Consider the following 19537-nt stretch of genomic DNA (forward strand, 5'->3'; position numbering starts at 1 on the left):
CTATCCGGTTTTTTTGTTTAATTTGATATCCATGGCAACATCCAATAAGCTTGTTGGAATTGATATCTACTCGAATAAATCCAAAATCAAATGGGTTGTATTGGTCGTATCGGTACTTATTAGTGTTAGCTCCATCTACTACACCAATATTCTGGTAGAACAGCTTCAAGATAGGGAAAAAAGGCAAATAGAATTATTTGCCAGAGCGTTGGAATATACGGTTAATGAAGCTCAAAATAATAACCTCTATTTCATCACCGAGGAAATTGTATTTCAAAATAATTCTATTCCAACCATTTTAGTTAATGAAAGTGATAGCATAACAGATTTCAGAAATATAGATTTAGATGATTATTCGGGTTCTCAACTCTACAAGAAATTAAGGGATGAGCTTGAGGATATGAAGGATACGTATGAGCCAATAGAAATAAATTTTAAGGATAAAGAAAGTAACGAAATATACGATGTACAATATGTGTACTATCAAAATTCATTTCTATTAACCCAGCTCACCTACTATCCATATATTCAGCTTTCTGTAATAGCCCTCTTTGCATTCATATCATACATGGCATTCAACTATAGTAAAGCTGTTGAACAAAACCAGGTGTGGGTCGGTCTTGCCAAAGAAACCGCACATCAATTAGGCACACCAATATCTTCTCTTATGGCCTGGATGGAATATTTTAAAGACGATGAACATATGAAAGAAAATGGGCTGATAGAAGAACTGGAAAAAGATGTGCGAAAGCTGCAGGTTATAACAGAACGTTTTTCAAATATTGGCAGTGCGCCTGTGCTTCAGAATGAAAAGATTGAGCCGTTAATACAAAATATTATTGCTTATCTAAAACCCAGAATTTCCCCCAAGATTAATATCACAGTGCTGGCGCTAAACCCCGGCATAGAAGCCAAAGTAAATCCACCACTATTTGAGTGGGTTGTTGAAAACCTATGTAAGAATGCTGTCGATTCTATGGGTGGTACTGGATCAATCTTTATAAATATTTTAAGGGGTAGTGAAAACCGGATATTTATAGATATCGGAGATACTGGAAAGGGAATACCCAAAAGCAAATTAAAACAAGTGTTTAATCCCGGGTTTACCACCAAGAAAAGAGGTTGGGGTTTAGGCCTTACACTTGCCAAACGTATAATTGAGTCCTATCATAAAGGTAAAATTTTCATTAAAACATCGGAAGAAGGGCAAGGAACAACCTTCCGAATTGTTCTCATGAAATAGAATCTATTTTGCCATAGAAAAGTAAGTAAACTGTTTTTGCTTTATAGAATATAAAACGTAGTTTTGCGGACTGAAAACAGCAGTGGCTTTTAATCATTTCTAATAAAAAATAAAAAATGGCAAATATTGGTAAAATTACCCAGGTAATTGGCCCCGTAGTGGACGTTAGCTTTGAGACTGAAGGAGCTAAATTGCCTAACATTCTTGACTCATTGGTAGTGACCAAAGACAACGGTCAAAAAGTAGTTTTAGAATGTCAGCAACACCTTGGTGAAGATCGTGTAAGAACCATCTCAATGGAGAGTACTGAAGGTTTAGTAAGAGGTATGGATGTAACCGACACAGGTGCGCCTATCGCTATGCCTACCGGTGATGATATTAAAGGTAGACTTTTCAATGTGATTGGTGAGGCTATTGATGGTATTAAGCAGCCAGAAGGCAAAACTACTCTTCCAATTCACAGACCTGCACCAAAATTTGAAGATCTTTCAACTTCTACTGAAGTTCTTTATACAGGTATCAAAGTAATTGACCTTATCGAGCCTTACGCAAAAGGTGGTAAGATTGGTTTGTTTGGTGGTGCTGGTGTTGGTAAAACAGTATTGATCCAGGAATTGATTAATAACATTGCAAAAGCTTATTCAGGTCTTTCAGTATTTGCTGGTGTTGGAGAGAGAACGCGTGAAGGTAACGACCTTTTAAGAGAAATGATTGAATCAGGAATTGTTACTTACGGTGACGAATTCATGAAATCGATGGAAGAAGGTGGCTGGGATCTTTCTAAAGTAAGTCAGGAAAAATTAAAAGAATCTAAAGCTACATTTATCTTCGGTCAGATGAACGAGCCTCCGGGAGCGAGAGCGAGAGTTGCCCTTTCAGGATTAACTGTAGCAGAATATTTCCGTGATGGAGATGGTGAGGGACCAGGAAAAGATATCCTATTCTTCGTAGATAATATTTTCCGTTTCACTCAGGCAGGTTCTGAAGTATCGGCACTATTAGGTCGTATGCCATCTGCTGTGGGTTACCAACCTACATTGGCTACAGAAATGGGTGCGATGCAGGAAAGAATTACATCAACTAAGAAAGGATCAATTACATCTGTACAGGCAGTTTATGTACCTGCCGATGACTTAACTGACCCTGCTCCGGCAACAACATTTGCCCACTTGGATGCAACAACAGTACTTTCAAGAAAGATTTCTGAGCTTGGTATTTACCCTGCTGTGGATCCATTGGATTCTACTTCAAGAATTTTAAGTGCGGAGGTTTTAGGTGATGAGCATTATGATTGCGCACAAAGAGTAAAAGAAACACTTCAGAGATATAAAGAACTTCAGGATATCATCGCCATTCTTGGTATGGATGAACTTTCTGATGAAGATAAACTAGTCGTTCACAGAGCTAGAAGGGTACAGAGATTTTTATCTCAACCTTTCCATGTTGCTGAGCAATTTACAGGATTAAAAGGTGTGCTTGTTGATATTAAAGATACTATCAAAGGATTTAACGAGATTATGGATGGTAAGCACGACAACCTTCCTGAAATGGCATTTAACCTTGTAGGTACTATTGAAGATGCAGTAGCCAAAGGTGAGAAAATGCTTGCTGAAGCGAAAAAATAATTAATCACGACCAGAACATTAGATTATGTTTTTAGAAGTTGTAACACCCATAAAAAAAGTATTTGAAGGCGAAGTAAGTATTGTTACTTTCCCGGGAGTTGATGGATCTTTTCAGGTAATGAATGATCACGCACCGTTAGTGAGTACTTTAAAAAAAGGTGAGTTAGTCTACAAAGTAGCTAAAGGTGGTGAAGATTCCGTTGAAATAACGGGAGGAGTTGTTGAGGTATTAAACAATAGAATTGTTGTTTTAGCTGACGGGCTCGCAGAGGCATAATCACCAAAATATCTAATTAAGCAAAGCCACCTGTTTACTAGCGGGTGGCTTTTTTCTTGCCAAATAGTTTGCGGAACGTTCGTTTCTCAAATTCCCAAAAGAACTTAAATTGGCCAAATATGAACCCATAAACCAAAAGAATTACATTATAAATGGGCAAAATTAGCACATAATATAAGATGCTGAAAAGTAAACTTTTATCTCCTTCAACAACAAAAAAGGAAACAATGGGGTCTTTTAAAAACATTACTGTAAATCCCGTACAGGCAAATACGAGCAAGATAATAAACACTTGTAGTGTGGAGACCTGCCACTTTTCTTTTAGTCTGTTAATCCACTTCATTTACTTAATGCCATCAAATAACTTCCAAATCTGATCATTAGGTGTTTTGGCAGTAACCCGTACGGCCTCTTTTTTTACGGGGTGAATAAACGACACTTCCCTTGAATGTAAGTAAATAGCTGAACGATCATTTGACTTATCACCGCCATATTTAACGTCACCAAATATCGGGCATCCTATTTTGGCCAATTGAACTCTTATCTGATGTGGTCGGCCTGTCAATGGTTTTACTTCCAACAAATAATACTCCGCAAAATGACCGATTAGTTTGTAATTCAATATGGCCTTTTGCCCACCCTTATTATCCTTATTATGAGCAGATACTTTGTTAATACTACTATCTTTCTTTAGCCAGTGAACCAACTCGCCTTCCAGTTCCAAAGGCTTTTTCTTTGTTAAAGCCCAGTAGGTTTTTTCAATCTCTCTATCACGAAATAGTTTATTCATCCGCTCCAGGCCTTTTGATGTACGTGCGAAGATAACCGCCCCGCTCACGGGCCTATCCAACCGATGAACCACCCCTAAAAACACATCTCCGGGCTTCTTGTACTTCTTTTTAATGTAAGCCTTTACCTCCTCTCCTAATGCCTCATCACCAGTTTCATCTCCTTGCACTAATGCTCCAGCAGGCTTATTTACAATTATTAAATGGTTATCCTCGTACAGGGATTGAATCATAGTTGTAAGTTCTTATAAGGCCACAAAATTATGAATTAATACAGCCATGTATTGTCTCAACTTCATTTACTTTTGAATTAATGTATAGTAAAGAAGAGTCTGCTATTTTACGGAAAAAATTCTGGACGGCATTAGGTCGACATCTTTCATCAAAACCATCAGCGGAAGGCCTTAAGGTGAACTGGTTAAATTATAAAACAGGCATCAAGCATCTCTATTTCAGGATGGACGTGATCAAGAAGGAGGCTTATATTGGAATAGAACTACACCACCCTGACGAAGGTATCAGAGAACTCTTTTTTGAACAATTTCTTGAATTAAAGAGCTATTTGCACAGCATTTTAGAAGAAGAATGGATTTGGGATAAAGAATATTATCAAGAAGATGCTAACAAGATAATCTCCAGAATATTTACTTCAAAGACAGGGTTAACCATATTCAATCAGGACCATTGGCCTGAATTAATAAACTACATGGCCCCCAGAATGCGAAAATTGGACGAATTCTGGAGTGATGCTAAATATAGTTTTGATGCTTTGAAGTAATTAAAACTCCGAAGTAAAATGAAAGTCTATTTCAGGGAAATTATCCTGCACCATTGTTAACCAGGATTTTGACTCTGCCATAAATACCAGTTTGCCATCTTTATCCTGAGCAATGTGTCTGTATTTAGACTTCACAAACTCGTCCAACTTCTTCTTATCATTACTGCTAATCCAACAAGCCTTGTATAAGTTCATTGACATAAAGTCGCACGAAGCGCCATATTCATGCTTTAGCCTATGCTGAATAACTTCAAACTGAAGCGCACCAACAGTACCAACCACTTTTCTAGCCCCCATTTCATACGTGAAAAGCTGAGCTACCCCCTCTTCCATTAGCTGGTTCAGACCTTTTTCAAGCTGTTTGGTCTTCATCGCATCTTTGTTAACCACCTCTTTAAAGATCTCAGGAGAGAAACTAGGTATGCCTTTGTACACTCCTTTTTCACCTTCTGTTAGTGTATCTCCAATTTTTAGATTACCGGTATCATACAAACCCACAATATCACCAGGCCAGGCCTCATCTACCAGCTCCTTTTCCTGTGCCATAAAAGCTGTCACGTTCGAAAATCTAATTTTTTTATCTGCCCTCACATGGTGGTAGGTCTTACCTCTTTCAAATTTGCCCGAACAAACCCTTATAAAGGCTATCCTGTTTCTATGATTAGGATCCATGTTGGCATGAATCTTAAAAATGAACCCAGAGAATTTGTTTTCATCAGGTCGTATTACCCTTTCTTCGGTTTCTCTTTCTATAGGTGCTGGTGCCATACGAATGAAGCTATCGAGCAATTCCTTCACGCCAAAATTATTCACGGCACTTCCGAAGAATACAGGAGCTACATTACCTGACAAATATTCATTCACATCAAACTCAGAATATACGCCTTCTATTAGCTCTACATCCTCCCTTAATTGGTTGGCATAGTTAACCCCTAAAGATTTTTCTAACTGCTCATCATCAAGGCTATTGATACTTATCCCCTCACCTTCCAGCTTAGTTTTACTGGCAGTAAATAGGTGAAGATTCTTATTATACAAGCTGTAAACACCTTTGAAATCTTTACCCATACCAATGGGCCAGGATAATGGCCTTACTTTGATATTAAGTTTCTCTTCAATCTCATCGAGTAACTCATAAGGATCCCTCCCTTCTCTATCCAGTTTATTTATAAAACAGATAACTGGAGTTTTTCGCATTCGGCACACTTCCATTAACTTCTCGGTCTGTATCTCCACACCTTTTACGCAGTCAATTACCATCACCACACTGTCTACAGCTGTTAGCGTTCTGTATGTATCTTCAGCAAAATCCTGGTGACCGGGCGTATCTAAGAGGTTGATTTTTACACCATCATAATTGAATCCCATCACCGAAGTGGCTACTGAAATACCTCTCTGTTTTTCAATCTCCATCCAGTCAGAGCGGGCATGCATTTTTATTTTGTTGGATTTTACCGCTCCTGCAGTTTGAATGGCACCTCCAAACAGCAATAATTTCTCCGTTAAGGTTGTTTTTCCAGCATCGGGGTGGCTAATGATTCCAAATGTTCTTCGCTTCGCTATTTCGTCCTTTAGTGCCATAGTATTGTCAAAGGTGCGAAGTTAAACGTTCAAAGTTCAAAGTTCAAAGCTGTTACCAACTTTGAACGTTCAACTTAGAACTAATTTCTGACATTCTGTCACCAAAAACCTTTTGGCATAACCATTGATCATTGCAAAGGAGTTAAACGACTAATGAATTTTAAAATATAAGTTATAAAACGATCATGGGAAAAATTATTGGAATAGACTTAGGAACAACCAACTCTTGCGTAGCAGTAATGGAGGGGAATGAGCCTGTTGTTATCCCAAATAGCGAAGGAAGAAGAACTACACCTTCTATCGTTGCTTTTTTGGAGGATGGCAAAGGTGAAAGAAAAGTAGGTGATCCTGCCAAAAGACAGGCGATTACTAACCCAACTAATACTATCAGCTCAGTGAAGCGTTTCATGGGTAAGAAATACTCTGAAGTTGGCGAAGAATTGAAAACTGTATCATATTCACTTGAAAAAGGAAACAATGACACAGTACGAGTAAAAATTGGCGACAGGCACTACACGCCTCAAGAAATTTCAGCAATGATTTTACAAAAGATGAAATCTACTGCTGAAGATTATTTGGGTACTGAAGTAAAAGAAGCTGTAATTACTGTGCCTGCTTATTTTAACGATGCTGAAAGACATGCCACTAAAGAGGCTGGACAGATTGCTGGTTTAGAAGTAAAAAGAATTATTAATGAGCCAACCGCAGCAGCTTTGGCTTATGGTCTCGATAAGAAAAATGCTGATATGAAAATAGCAGTGTATGACCTTGGTGGTGGTACATTCGATATTTCCGTACTAGAATTAGGAGATGGTGTATTTGAAGTAAAATCTACCAATGGTGATGTTCACCTTGGCGGTGATGATTTTGACCAGGTAATTATCAACTGGTTGGCAGAAGAGTTTTTGTCAGATGAGAATATTGATCTAAGAAAAGATCCTATGGCTCTTCAGAGATTAAAAGAAGCTGCTGAAAAAGCTAAGATTGAATTATCGAGCTCTACGGAGACAGAAATCAACCTGCCTTACATTATGCCGGTTGATGGTGTGCCAAAACACTTAGTAAGAAAATTATCTAGGTCTAAGTTTGAGCAACTAGCTGACAACCTGGTAAAAAGATCAATGGAGCCATGTAAAAAGGCGTTAGCTGATGCAGGAGTAACAGCTTCAGATATTGACGAGGTAATTTTAGTAGGTGGATCTACCAGAATTCCTAAAATTCAGGAAGAAGTAGAAAAATTCTTTGGAAAGAAGCCGTCTAAAGGAGTTAACCCTGATGAAGTAGTGGCGATAGGTGCTGCCATTCAAGGCGGGGTGCTTACAGGAGAAGTAAAAGATGTTCTTCTGTTAGATGTTACTCCACTTTCATTGGGTATTGAAACAATGGGTGGTGTAATGACTAAATTAATAGAGGCGAACACGACCATCCCTACTAAAAAGTCTGAGACATTCTCTACTGCGGCAGACAATCAACCTTCTGTTGATATTCATGTGCTGCAAGGGGAGCGTCCTATGGCAAATGATAACAGAACAATCGGAAGATTCCAGTTAACGGATATTCCTCCGGCACCAAGAGGTGTGCCTCAAATTGAAGTAACGTTCGATATTGATGCTAACGGTATTATGAATGTTTCTGCCAAAGACAAAGGCACGGGTAAAGAGCAGAAAATTAAGATTGAAGCTTCTTCAGGCTTAACAGAAGAAGAAATTGAAAAGATGAAGCAAGAAGCACAGGCGAATGCCGATGCTGACAAAGCAACGAAAGAAAGAGTTGAAAAGTTAAATTCTGCTGATTCAATGATCTTCCAAACTGAAAAGCAATTGAAAGAATATGGAGATAAGTTATCAGATGATAACAAATCTAAAATTAACAGTGCCCTTGAAGAGTTGAAGAAAGTACATCAGGCTCAGGAAGTAGATAAAATAGACGCTGCCTTAGAAGGTTTGAATAAGGCCTGGGAAGGTGCAGCTCAAGAAATGTATGCTGCTTCTGGCGGACAGCCAGGTGCTGATCCTAACGCAGCAGGACAGGCTGGCGGAGCAGGAGATGCACAAGCAAGCGGTGAAGGAGATGTTTCTGATGTAGAATTTGAAGAAGTAGACGATTCTTCCAAGAAGTAATTATTATACAAGTTCGATAAGAATAGAGGCTGTCTCAAAAAGGCAGTCTCTATTTTTTTATAATTATCTATCAGACCACAGTTTAGTAACGCAATCCTAAAACCAGTTTAGCAATTCCCAAATTGAAATCCTTATTTACATTTGGGAATTATTTATGCATAAACTCCTCAAATTGTTTATTTAAGGCCTTTTTTAATTTGGCACAATAACTGAATTAGCCTACTATATTAATCTTAAAGTTATGGATGGGTCTGTATTAAAAGGGTTGAAAGTATTAGTGGCTGTTGTATACATCGCCTTACTATTAGCAGCAGTTGCCATTTTTCAATGGTTATAACAGTTACTTCTTATTAGATCTGAGTGATCTGAAAAAATTAGCCCAGTTAAAAGGGTTGGTTAAAGGGTTCGGCCTTGGCCCAAATCTATCTTGCTGGTACCTCACCCAATTGTCCATATAATACCTATGATTGGCAGCACCATCCATTGGCACTGTTTGTAGCATCAAGGCAAGTAAATCTTCATTCAAATTATCATAACTGTGCTCTTCAAGAGGGATATTGAGGGCTAGTATGGCTTCTTTAAAAATTTCTTCAGTAGGAAACGGCATAATCTCTACAGTTTCCAGAAATGTAGTATCTGACACCAGTTCTATCACAATAGTCATATTGTCTTGATCAAAATCAGGCACTCTGAAAAACTGTTTCTCATAGCCAATAGCACTCACCACCAATTCATCGCCCACCAACACGGGCATAGAAAAATAACCAACTCTGTTACTGGTAGTTCCCCTACCAGCTTTGGGCACATAAACATGTACACCCGGAATACCTGAAATGCTATCTTCGCCTAGTATTATTCCTGACAACTGAATCACATTTTTGGCACCCTGACCTTTGGCAGTATATTGCATTCCAATCACCAGTATGATGACCAAAAGAAGCGTAAGTATAGCGTTGATTTTGTTCAAATTTTTTGAATCAGATTGATTAATCTAACAGATATGCCATTTAACTTCGAAGTTATCAATTGAACGTCAAAGTTCCTTACAATGTTATCTATTTCTCATAAATTTGGAACAAGTACAATGCGACTCAAAAACTTCAATTTATCATTTGGTTCACAAATATTTAAAGCTTGCTCAGATGAGTCGAGGGTAAGGATCCTGCATCTCATTTTTAGAAATAAGGAAATGTGTATCTCTGATTTGGAGCACATTTTAGAATTTACGCAAACTAAAACGAGCAGGCACTTAATCTATCTTAAAAATTCCGGTATTTTGAACACTCGTAAACAAGATCAGTGGGTATTTTATTATTTAAAAGACGAGGTTTATGAAATCATCAGTCAGATCTTTCAATTTTTAAATAAAGATCAATTGCTAATTAAAGATCAGAATGTATACAAAACGATGTATAGCAATAGGGAATTAGCACAAAATAAACTGGAATATAAAAACTGGCAAAATTGAAGAAATACAAAAGCATTTTTTTCGATTTAGATCACACGCTGTGGGATTACGAGAAAAATTCACTGGAAACGTTATCAGAATTACATCAGGAATATGAACTATCATCTTTTGGTGGTATTAGCCTGAATGGCTTTGTGGAAACTTTTAAAAAAGTAAATAGCGGGCTTTGGAATAAATATAATCAGGGCCAAATAGACAGAGAGTATATCAAAAAATTCAGATTTAACAATATACTAACAATTCATGGTGTAGATAACATCGATTTATCAATGGAGCTGTCATCCAAATACATTTTAGAATGCCCTAAGAAAGGGCATTTAATGCCTTATACGTACGATGTGCTGGATTATTTAAAAGACAGATACACACTTTACTTGCTTACGAATGGTTTTAATGATATACAAAAAATTAAAATTTCAAACGCCAAAATAGACCACTATTTTCTAGGAATGGTCACTTCGGAAAGCTGTGGACATAGAAAACCTTCAAAAGAGATTTTTGAATACACACTTAATAAGGCAGGGACCAAGGCCAATGAGGCGCTAATGATAGGGGATAACCTGAATGCAGATATTGCCGGTGCCAGGAATGCAGCAATTGATACGGTTTATTTTAATGTTGAAAAATTGACACACAAAGAAGATGTCAGTTATGAGATAAACTGTTTAAGCGAGCTGACTAAAATACTTTAACAGGCGGCCTTTTCTTTGGCATTTCCTAAATTTGCGGGCACAAATAAACCATGTTAATCAAACGATATTCATATGCCTAAAGGAGTCTATCAAATACCTGTCCCTTCTAATGAACCGGTTTTAAATTACGCCCCCGGTTCACCAGAAAAACTGGCAGTAAAAAAAGCGCTTGAAGAAGCCAGGTCAAAGCAAATTGATATACCAATGTATATTGGTAGTGAAGAGGTAAGAACGGCCAAGAAAATACCAATATGTCCGCCTCATGATCATCAGCACATACTAGGTCATTTTAATGAAGGGGATGCTTCTCATGTTGAACAGGCCATTAACGCTGCTCTAGGTGTTAAAGAAGCATGGTCTACCATGCCATGGGAGCACAGAGCGAGTGTATTTTTAAAAGCTGCCGATTTACTTGCAGGCCCTTACAGAGCCAAAATCAATGCGGCTACAATGCTAGGACAATCAAAAAGTATTTATCAGGCAGAAATAGATTCAGCCTGTGAGCTTATCGATTTTCTTAGATACAATGCATACTATATGATGCAGATATATGAAGACCAACCGGAGTCATCAACCGGAGTATGGAATAGGTTAGAATACCGGGCATTGGAAGGATTTGTATTCGCAATTACACCTTTCAACTTTACTGCCATTGCAGGTAATCTTCCGGCCTCTGCGGCCATTATGGGTAACACAGTTGTTTGGAAGGCAGCGTTCACTCAGGCATATTCTGCAAATGTAATTATGGAGGTTTTCAAAGAAGCCGGTTTACCTGATGGGGTGATAAACCTAATATTTGTAGATGGGCCTGTGGCCGGTGATGTTGTTTTTAACCACAAAGATTTTGCTGGATTACACTTTACAGGCAGCACTGGTGTATTTCAACACTTATGGAAAACAATAGGTGCCAATATTGAAAAATACAGATCATACCCAAGAATTGTAGGTGAAACAGGAGGTAAAGATTTTATTGTAGCACATAAATCTGCCTTGCCAAAAGTTGTTTCTACTGCTATAACCAGAGGGGCATTTGAATTTCAGGGACAAAAATGTTCTGCTGCTTCAAGGGTTTACGTTCCATCGAACATTTGGGAAGATGTGAAGAAGTATCTAATTGAAGATATCAAATCCATTAAGATGGGGCCTACTGAAGATTTTACCAACTTCTTTAATGCGGTAATTGATGAGAAAGCCTTTGATAAGATTGCCGGCTATATAGACGGTGCCAAAGCAAACAAAATGAATGAAATTATTGCAGGCGGAAATTACAATAAATCTAAAGGCTACTTTATTGAGCCTACTGTAATTGTAACTCAGGATCCATCTTCTACTACAATGTGCGAAGAGATATTTGGACCTGTTGTCACTATCTATGTGTACAATTCTGAACACTTTGAAGAAGTATTGGAACTTGTAGACCAGACCTCACCCTACGCTTTAACAGGATCAATTATTTCTCAGGACAGGTTTGCTATAGACCTTGCCATGAAAAAGTTGATTAACGCTGCGGGTAACTTTTACATTAACGATAAACCTACAGGAGCAGTGGTTGGCCAGCAGCCATTTGGTGGCGCCAGAGGTTCAGGAACAAACGACAAGGCAGGTTCTAAGCTTAATTTGCTAAGATGGGTGAGTCCAAGAACCATTAAGGAAACAAGAGTACCGCCAACGGATTATAGATATCCCTTCCTCGAGGAGAAGTAAGTTTTATGTTAAAATTCAACTTTATGAAGGCTATCAGAAGATGATAGCCTTCTTTTTTTGGGGTTGATAAATAGTTTTTATCTCATTTGCATTAATCGTTTCTTTTTTCATAATTTTAGACGATGTAAGGTTATCTGTAGTTGGCTAACTTTATTAACCGGTAAACCCAACCATGTCGCCATTCAGATTAAGCAAAATCGATCGTTACCGTAAATCATTTAACGGACAAGACGAAGAAATTATTGATATTGAATTCCCTTCTGAAATTAAGAGGCCAAAATTAAAAACACCTTCAACCAAAGACATTTTGATATTTGTAGTGGACGATGACCCATGGTTCATGCAAATTGTGAATACACATCTTTCTAAAGTCTCTTTAAAAGATTTAGCTGCTAACCAGCAAATTATTACCAAGAATTACGCTACAGGTAAAAGTTGTTTAAACGATTTACACCTAAGGCCAGATATTATACTGCTTAATTACGATATCAATAACGGGATAAGGAATACCCTCAGTGGTAAGGAAATTCTGGATGTGATCATAAATACCAATCCAAATCAAAAAGTTTTGATAATGAATAACTTGAAGACCAATGTAAGGCACGCATTTGTTGAAAAAGGTTTGAGAGATTACATTATCAATGATCCTGAAGCTGTAAATGAACTTAATTCAATTATTGAGGAAATACTTAAGACGCACTAGTTACTTAAGATTATAAGTCCCGAAATCTATTCTTTCCTTACTATATCACGACAAAGTGTGTAATTTAAGCAGTTAGAATCAGTTATTAACTACTGCTATTTATGACGAAACGTAAAAACATACTCATTACAGGCGCAAGCTCTGGATTGGGTAAAGGAATGGCCCTGGAATTTGCCAAACAAGGCTGTAATTTGGCATTATGTGCAAGGCGGGTAGAAAATCTCGAAAAACTAAAATCTGAGCTTTTAAAAGTCAACCCATCTATAAAGGTCTTTCTAAGGCCGCTGGACGTAACGATTCCTGAAGACGTATTTGATGTATTTAAGGCTTTTAACCAGGATTTTAAAGATGCTGGAGAAAAGCTTGACCGTGTAATAGTAAATGCCGGTATGGGAAAAGGGGCTTCTTTAGGAACGGGGTATTCCAAGCAAAATATGCAAACAGCCGTCACCAACTTTTGTGGTGCCATTAGCCAGTTTGAAGCTGCTTTAGAAATATTCAGAGCGCAAAATGAAGGTCATTTGGTAGCCATCTCCAGTATGTCTGCCTTTAGAGGTTATCGCGGGCCTATTAATGTATATGCGGCCACTAAGGCTGGGCTCGCCAGTTTAGCAGAGGGCGCCCAAGTAGATTTACTATATAAGCCCATCAAAGTTTCGACTATTTTCCCTGGATACATACAATCGGAAATGACGGATAATGTGGCAAAAAAACCACCATTTATGATTGATTTGGATAGAGGTTCCAGATTATTGGTAAAGGCTATCAACAAAGAAAAAAGGAAAGCCTATGTGCCATTTTGGCCGTGGTATTTCTTTAAATTGTTAATGCCCTTTGTATCCTTGAAAACATTGAGAAAATTATAAGAGAATGAACTTTCGCCCATCAGAAAAATCGCAAGCTTATTTGAAAAAGCTAAAGGCCTTTATGAATACCAACGTGTATCCTTTTGAAAAAGAATGGATGGAATTCAATAAAGAAAATAATCCTGATGGCCATTGGACTACCTGGCATGAGCACCCAAAGCTGGATAAATTAAAAAACGAGGCTCGTGAACAAGGACTTTGGAATCTATTTTTACCTGATGAGCAAATGGGTCAGGGATTAAGTGTATTAGATTATGCTCCCCTTGCCGAGGAAATGGGTCGGGTTTATAATTCAGCAGAGATATTTAATTGCAATGCTCCGGATACAGGAAACATGGAAGTTCTGTATCATTTTGGTAATGATGAACAAAAGAAAAAGTGGCTTGTACCACTGTTAGATGGCGAAATGAAGTCTGTGTTTTGTATGACAGAACCAAATGTGGCTTCTTCAGATGCTACCAATATAGAAACTAGCATACTTCCTGATGGTGATGAGATAGTGATCAATGGAAAAAAATGGTGGGCAACAGGGCTTGGGCATCCTGATGCTGGCCTTGCCATTGTAATGGGCAAAACTGATACCTCTGCCGAAAAGCATAAGCAGCACACGATGGTCCTTGTTCCTCTGAAGGCGGCAGGAGTAGAAATAAAACGTATGCTAACCACCTTCGGAGCCTATGATGCTCCGGCCGGTCATGGTGAGGTACATTTCAATAATGTGCGAGTACCAAAAGAGAATCTTATTCAAAATTTCGGATCAGGTTTTGCCATAGCACAGGGAAGATTAGGCCCTGGCAGAATTCATCACTGTATGCGATGTATCGGAGCTGCTGAGCGGGCCCTGCAATTAGCCATTATCAGAAGTGGTACCAGGAAAGCTTTTGGTAAACCGCTAGCTATGTTGGGTGGTAATGCAGAACGATTCGCAAAAGCAAGAGTCGCCATAGATCAGGCGAGGTTACTTACCCATTATGCAGCCTGGAAGATCGATCAGGTAGGTGTTAAAGAAAGTATGACAGAAATATCAGCCATCAAAGTGGTAGCCCCTCAGGTGCTTCAGGATGTCACAGACATGGCCATGCAAATTCATGGTGGTGGTGGTTTGTCAGATGACTTTCCACTCAGTAGTTTTTACCTACAGGCAAGAGCGTTACGATTGGCTGATGGCCCTGATGAAGTGCACCTTGGAATGATCTCCAGATTAGAATTTAAAAAGTATTTATAGTAGATGGATGATAGAATAAAAGATTTGGAGGGAAACCAGCGGCCAGGCGAAGAGCTTGATTTAGGCAAACTAATCCCCTGGCTAAAAGATCACATCTCTGATATTGATGATCATCCTAACATCACTCAGTTTTCAGGTGGTGCATCTAACTGGACTTATAGACTGCAATTTGAAAATCGCGATCTGATTTTACGCAGGGCACCTCTCGGGAAAAAGGCATCCGGGGCTCACAATATGCCCAGAGAGTATCATCTGCAAAAGAAACTCAAGCCTCACTATCCTTATGTGCCTGAAATGGTGGCAGTCTGCGAAGACGAATCGGTCATGGGCTCCACCTTCTATTTGATGGAGCGATTGGAGGGTATTATCCCCAGAAAGAATTTCCCAAGAAATGTAGATTGGGATGAAAAGACAGTATCAGAAATATGTCAATCTTTTTGGGATAAGCTTATAGAACTGCACAAAGTAGATTATGAAAAGGAAGGCCTTGATGATCTGGGAAAAGGCGAAGGCTATATAGAACGACAAATTACAGGATGGAATAAGCGATATAGCGATGCCAAAACCTGGAACGTACCTTCCGGTAAAAAAGTAATGCGCTGGCTAGAGCAGAATATGCCTAAAGAAGAAAAATTATGTATTGTTCATAATGACTTTCGTTTGGATAACGTGGTATTGGAAGCTGATAATCCTTCTAATATTTTTGGCGTTCTTGACTGGGAGCTCGCAGCTATTGGTGACCCCCTAATGGATATTGGTAATAGTCTGGCCTATTGGGTAGAAGAAAAGGACGACTTTTTTGTGAAATCACTCAGAAGACAACCGAGTAATGTACGTGGTATGATGACACGTAATGAAATTGTTGACTATTACCTCGAAAAAACAGGGAGGGAATTGGATGACTTCAGGTTTTATCGTGTCTATGGCATTTTCAGATTGGCCGGGATTGCCCAGCAGATATACTATCGTTATTCTAAAGGCTTCACCAGGAATAAAGCATTCAAGAATTTTTGGATGGCCACTCTTTATATGATAAGGACGTGTGAGAATATCATTAACGAAAAACGTTAGTATGGCACTCATCTATCTGGTAAGGCATGGTCAGGCTAGTTTCTTTAATAGTGATTATGACAAACTTACTGAATTGGGTATTCAGCAGTCTAAAATTGTTGGCAGAGCTTTAGAAGAAAGAAAGCTCTATGCTAGTTTATTTGCTTCAGGATCACTTTATCGACATCAGGAAACTGCCAACCACTGTCTAAATGAGTTAGGCGTAAAAGATGAACCAGCAATTTCTAATAATTGGAATGAATATGATCACATAGAACTCCTATCAAAATTCAACCCAGAGTATGCGAACTTTAGCAAGCTGAATAATGATATTCGGAGCCACCCGGCACCACTCAAAAAATTGCAGGATATATTAAACCAATCCATTTCTGACTGGATGGATAATAAGCATGATTATTCATTGTCGTGGCAGGATTTCAAAGAAAATGCATGGATTGAATTAGAGAATATTGCTGCTAGTTTATCCAGTAGGGAAAATGCATTGGTATTTACTTCTGGCGGTCCAATATCTGCCATTGTGATGAAAGCCATGAAATTGCAAGATGAGCAATTTATTGATCTTCAAAATAGAATAATCAATACGAGCATCACCAAAATTCTTGTAGGTAAAAGTGGCTTATCTGTAAGCACCTATAATGATTACAGCCATTTAGAGCATGATTTTGGGTTGGTAACATATAGGTAGGTGAAATGCTAACTATGCATTTATCCATAATGAACAAGCCCCTTTTGGTTGCTGGTTTTCAATAGAATTAAAACATATTTAATCATTCAGCACATACAATCCGGCCAAAATCAAAAGCTCGACCTGAAAGATGTAGTTGATTTCACCTTTCTTAAATATGCCTTTAGTGAATTCTATCAGCTCATTTTGCTGGGCGAAAAGTTTCTATCTGGTACTTAAGAAGCCCGTTGGCTTTAGCTCGTACTCGCCTTGATTATTCAGTTTGATCGTAGCACTTTTAGACCATCTCGATTTATAAATCATGCCCAACCTGTTTCTATTCTCGTCCATAATGGCCACCTGATTATTGCTCATATTTACGCCCTCAAACTGGAGCCTCTAATCATTCAATTTGTACTTACACGATTGCATTTCGTCTTTTACAAAATCTAAAAATGTAAGCGATAACTTAATTTACTCTATTTATTAGGCAATTGTCAGAATTCTAATTATGTAACAAACGTTACAATCTGCTAACTTGTGGTTTGCTTAATTTACCATTTAAAGATGGAGCACTACATAGATATTTTTATTAATGGGTATAAAGGTTATGCCGATTACCTATGGAGGGAGATTACCAACCCGAATTGGCACAGCTATTTTTATTGGTTAATGGGTGTTTCTGCTTTCTTTTTTATCGTTGAGCTTGTCAAGCCATGGCGACAAAATCAGGCTACTTTTCGTAAAGATTTTTGGTTGGATTTCTTTTATATGTTCTTCAACTTTTTTCTTTTTTCATTGATTATTTACAATGCAGCGAGCGATGTGGTTGTCAATTTTTTTAATGACGCATTGGCGAGTATTGGTATCACTAACCTGGTTGCTTTTGAGGTAATGAGCTGGCCTGTATGGGCACATTTGTTATTAGGTTTTGTAGTTCGGGATTTTGTGCAATGGTGGACGCATCGATTACTTCATCGTGTACCAGCTCTTTGGGAGTTTCACAAGGTTCATCATTCTGTAGAACAAATGGGTTTTGCTGCGCACTTGCGCTATCACTGGATGGAAAACGTAGTGTATCGATCGATTGAGTATATACCGTTAGCCTTAATCGGAATTGGACTGCGAGATTTCTTTATCATTCATATTTTTACACTCGCTGTTGGGCATTTCAACCATTCAAACTTCAGATTGAATCTTGGACCCTTGAAGTATATTTTCAATAATCCGCAGATGCACATCTGGCATCATGCGTATGATTTGCCCAAACAAAAACGATACGGTGTAAATTTTGGCCTCACCCTTAGCGTTTGGGATTATCTCTTCAAAACCAACTACATTCCCCATGAAGGGCGAGACATTAAACTTGGCTTTCCTGGTGTAGAAAAATTTCCTAAAGATTTTGTTCGTCAGAACACGTATGGGTTTGGGAAGAGGAAATAAAAAAGCCAGACATCATAGCAAATAACAATTATTCATCAAAAGTCAATTGAACTACTTCATTCGAAGAAAGTTTCTTATAATAAATATGAGGGCTTCCATCCATGGAGGAAGAGAATAATATTTTATCAGATTTTGGAGACCACCTCGGATAGAAATAGTAAACACCTGAAGGTGACTGTGAAATGTCTATTCGTTCTTTCGTTTCCAAGTTTAGAACAATTAAATCTATATCTCTAAACCCTGGTCTGTGCTGATATACTATGCTTTTTTGATCCGGTGACCATGTTGGAAATAAGTTATTTTTTACCTCCTCATCCGTAATTCTAGTTCTATTATTCCCATTAGAATCCATCATGTAAATTTCTGATTTCCCTGGTTCATCAGAAGAAAATACTATCTGTTTTCCATCAGGTGAATATTCACCGAAATTATCATTGTAGTCTGATTTACTGATGTTGGTTTGTTTACCATCCTTTATATCATACCGGTATATTTGATAGCGCCCATCTCTTTTGCTATTAAATAAAAAATTAGAACCATCCGGATGCCAAGATACATAAGAGCCTCCATCGTTTGCTTCATGGTCGGTTAGCCTTTTTGAATTGCTACCGTCAGAATTCATTATATACAAATCGTAGTTTCCATCTCTCACAGAAGTATATACTATTTTGCTCATATCTGGAGACCATACTGGGTAGTGATCTTCCACATTGTTATCTGTTAATTTCAGCAAATTCGTCCCGTCTTTTGCAATACTGTATATTTCAAAATCACCATCTCTATCAGATGAAAAGCCAATAAGTTGCTCATCTGGAGACCATGAGGGTCCTGTGTTCGTATTTTTTTGAGCGTAACCACATTGTGAGAATAAAATTGCAAATAGTACTAATTGTTTTTTCATGGCAGTAAATTGTTTTCATGATACTACCCTCTTAATTTTTTATTGTTTCTAAAAATTAAGGTTATGTGATAAGTTGTAGCGTTTCTATTACGAATAGTGCCGTGACATTTCGGCCTTTTAGTGTTATGCTTCGTAAATTAGAGTACATCAATGTCATTTAATAAATGAATTCATTACACTGGAATCTAGCACTGCCATTACGAAATAAATTGTGGGTAATTTTCTTATTTGTTAACCTCTTGGCAATAACGCATTATGTTGCATTAATGGGTAGAACTATATTTAGCTCCGTTTCCCATGATCCCATTTTGTTGGTTAACTTATTATTAAAGTATAACACCTGGAGTTTCTGCGCACTAATTGTTTATTCTTATTCGCTGAAAATAAG

At 38.1% G+C, this 19537-nt stretch carries 21 protein-coding genes; 15 read left to right on the forward strand and 6 right to left on the reverse strand.

Features of this window, described 5'->3' with window-relative positions; all coding sequences use genetic code 11:
• Nucleotides 1–31: 31 nt before the first annotated feature.
• From RLO81_RS16545 to atpC, 3 genes are all read left to right on the forward strand, one after another.
• Nucleotides 32–1243 (forward strand): sensor histidine kinase, encoded by a 1212-nt coding sequence (locus RLO81_RS16545; RefSeq protein ID WP_350114196.1) that lies wholly within the window; start codon nucleotides 32–34, stop codon nucleotides 1241–1243.
• Between the two features lie 116 nt (nucleotides 1244–1359).
• A complete protein-coding gene (gene atpD, locus RLO81_RS16550) occupies nucleotides 1360–2868 on the forward strand; it encodes a F0F1 ATP synthase subunit beta (RefSeq protein ID WP_350114200.1) in 1509 nt (502 codons plus the stop codon).
• Between the two features lie 25 nt (nucleotides 2869–2893).
• Nucleotides 2894–3145 carry an ATP synthase F1 subunit epsilon gene (atpC, locus tag RLO81_RS16555; RefSeq protein ID WP_350114203.1) on the forward strand — a complete coding sequence of 84 codons (252 nt, stop codon included), beginning with the start codon at nucleotides 2894–2896 and terminating at the stop codon, nucleotides 3143–3145.
• A 37-nt stretch (nucleotides 3146–3182) separates the two neighbouring features.
• Here the strand turns inward: atpC and RLO81_RS16560 are convergent, their stop codons facing one another.
• Nucleotides 3183–3488: a DUF6787 family protein gene (locus RLO81_RS16560; RefSeq protein WP_350114206.1), complete on the reverse strand. Its 306-nt coding sequence runs from the start codon at nucleotides 3486–3488 to the stop codon at nucleotides 3183–3185.
• Nucleotides 3489–4166 (reverse strand): RluA family pseudouridine synthase, encoded by a 678-nt coding sequence (locus tag RLO81_RS16565; protein ID WP_350114209.1) that lies wholly within the window; start codon nucleotides 4164–4166, stop codon nucleotides 3489–3491.
• Between the two features lie 80 nt (nucleotides 4167–4246).
• Here RLO81_RS16565 and RLO81_RS16570 point away from each other — a divergent pair, with 80 nt between their 5' ends.
• On the forward strand, nucleotides 4247–4711 hold the full coding sequence (locus RLO81_RS16570; RefSeq protein WP_350114212.1) for a DUF4268 domain-containing protein: 465 nt from the start codon (nucleotides 4247–4249) through the stop codon (nucleotides 4709–4711).
• Here the strand turns inward: RLO81_RS16570 and RLO81_RS16575 are convergent, their stop codons facing one another.
• Nucleotides 4712–6292, reverse strand: a complete 1581-nt coding sequence (locus RLO81_RS16575; protein WP_350114215.1) for a peptide chain release factor 3 — start codon at nucleotides 6290–6292, stop codon at nucleotides 4712–4714.
• A 185-nt stretch (nucleotides 6293–6477) separates the two neighbouring features.
• Here RLO81_RS16575 and dnaK point away from each other — a divergent pair, with 185 nt between their 5' ends.
• Entirely contained in the window at nucleotides 6478–8412 is a 1935-nt protein-coding gene (dnaK, locus tag RLO81_RS16580; RefSeq protein WP_350114218.1) for a molecular chaperone DnaK, read from the forward strand.
• A 340-nt stretch (nucleotides 8413–8752) separates the two neighbouring features.
• Here dnaK and RLO81_RS16585 read toward each other — a convergent pair whose 3' ends face one another.
• The gene (locus RLO81_RS16585; protein ID WP_350114220.1) at nucleotides 8753–9379 is read right to left on the reverse strand and encodes a carboxypeptidase-like regulatory domain-containing protein; all 627 of its coding nucleotides are present in this window, start codon (nucleotides 9377–9379) and stop codon (nucleotides 8753–8755) included.
• 117 nt (nucleotides 9380–9496) lie between these two features.
• Here RLO81_RS16585 and RLO81_RS16590 point away from each other — a divergent pair, with 117 nt between their 5' ends.
• The 8 genes from RLO81_RS16590 to RLO81_RS16625 all read left to right on the forward strand — a co-directional run bounded on the left by RLO81_RS16590 (nucleotide 9497) and on the right by RLO81_RS16625 (nucleotide 16826).
• Nucleotides 9497–9880, forward strand: coding sequence for an ArsR/SmtB family transcription factor (locus RLO81_RS16590; protein ID WP_350114253.1), 384 nt, complete (start codon nucleotides 9497–9499; stop codon nucleotides 9878–9880).
• Nucleotides 9877–10572, forward strand: coding sequence for a YjjG family noncanonical pyrimidine nucleotidase (locus tag RLO81_RS16595; RefSeq protein ID WP_350114222.1), 696 nt, complete (start codon nucleotides 9877–9879; stop codon nucleotides 10570–10572). The genes RLO81_RS16590 and RLO81_RS16595 overlap by 4 nt, the downstream gene beginning before the upstream one ends.
• 72 nt (nucleotides 10573–10644) lie before the next feature.
• Nucleotides 10645–12276, forward strand: a complete 1632-nt coding sequence (gene pruA, locus RLO81_RS16600; protein ID WP_350114225.1) for an L-glutamate gamma-semialdehyde dehydrogenase — start codon at nucleotides 10645–10647, stop codon at nucleotides 12274–12276.
• A 172-nt stretch (nucleotides 12277–12448) separates the two neighbouring features.
• The gene (locus RLO81_RS16605; protein ID WP_350114228.1) at nucleotides 12449–12979 is read left to right on the forward strand and encodes a response regulator; all 531 of its coding nucleotides are present in this window, start codon (nucleotides 12449–12451) and stop codon (nucleotides 12977–12979) included.
• Nucleotides 12980–13080: 101 nt separating this feature from the next.
• Nucleotides 13081–13845: an SDR family oxidoreductase gene (locus tag RLO81_RS16610; RefSeq protein ID WP_350114230.1), complete on the forward strand. Its 765-nt coding sequence runs from the start codon at nucleotides 13081–13083 to the stop codon at nucleotides 13843–13845.
• Nucleotides 13846–13849: 4 nt separating this feature from the next.
• Nucleotides 13850–15070 carry an acyl-CoA dehydrogenase family protein gene (locus RLO81_RS16615; RefSeq protein ID WP_350114233.1) on the forward strand — a complete coding sequence of 407 codons (1221 nt, stop codon included), beginning with the start codon at nucleotides 13850–13852 and terminating at the stop codon, nucleotides 15068–15070.
• 3 nt (nucleotides 15071–15073) lie between these two features.
• On the forward strand, nucleotides 15074–16141 hold the full coding sequence (locus tag RLO81_RS16620; protein WP_350114236.1) for a phosphotransferase family protein: 1068 nt from the start codon (nucleotides 15074–15076) through the stop codon (nucleotides 16139–16141).
• Between the two features lies 1 nt (nucleotide 16142).
• Nucleotides 16143–16826, forward strand: coding sequence for a histidine phosphatase family protein (locus RLO81_RS16625; protein ID WP_350114238.1), 684 nt, complete (start codon nucleotides 16143–16145; stop codon nucleotides 16824–16826).
• A 204-nt stretch (nucleotides 16827–17030) separates the two neighbouring features.
• Here the strand turns inward: RLO81_RS16625 and RLO81_RS16630 are convergent, their stop codons facing one another.
• Nucleotides 17031–17180, reverse strand: a complete 150-nt coding sequence (locus RLO81_RS16630; RefSeq protein ID WP_350114241.1) for a hypothetical protein — start codon at nucleotides 17178–17180, stop codon at nucleotides 17031–17033.
• Nucleotides 17181–17372: 192 nt separating this feature from the next.
• On the opposite strand from RLO81_RS16630, the gene RLO81_RS16635 reads away from it, so the two are divergent.
• Nucleotides 17373–18248 (forward strand): sterol desaturase family protein, encoded by an 876-nt coding sequence (locus RLO81_RS16635; protein WP_350114244.1) that lies wholly within the window; start codon nucleotides 17373–17375, stop codon nucleotides 18246–18248.
• Nucleotides 18249–18276: 28 nt separating this feature from the next.
• On the opposite strand, the gene RLO81_RS16640 is transcribed toward RLO81_RS16635, so the two are convergent.
• A complete protein-coding gene (locus RLO81_RS16640) occupies nucleotides 18277–19149 on the reverse strand; it encodes a DPP IV N-terminal domain-containing protein (RefSeq protein WP_350114247.1) in 873 nt (290 codons plus the stop codon).
• Nucleotides 19150–19313: 164 nt separating this feature from the next.
• On the opposite strand from RLO81_RS16640, the gene RLO81_RS16645 reads away from it, so the two are divergent.
• The coding region (locus RLO81_RS16645) for a hypothetical protein (RefSeq protein ID WP_350114250.1) at nucleotides 19314–19537 on the forward strand (224 nt) is incomplete at its 3' end.

It is taken from the genome of Fulvivirga sp., assembly GCF_040220315.1.
Classification (GTDB): domain Bacteria; phylum Bacteroidota; class Bacteroidia; order Cytophagales; family Cyclobacteriaceae; genus Fulvivirga.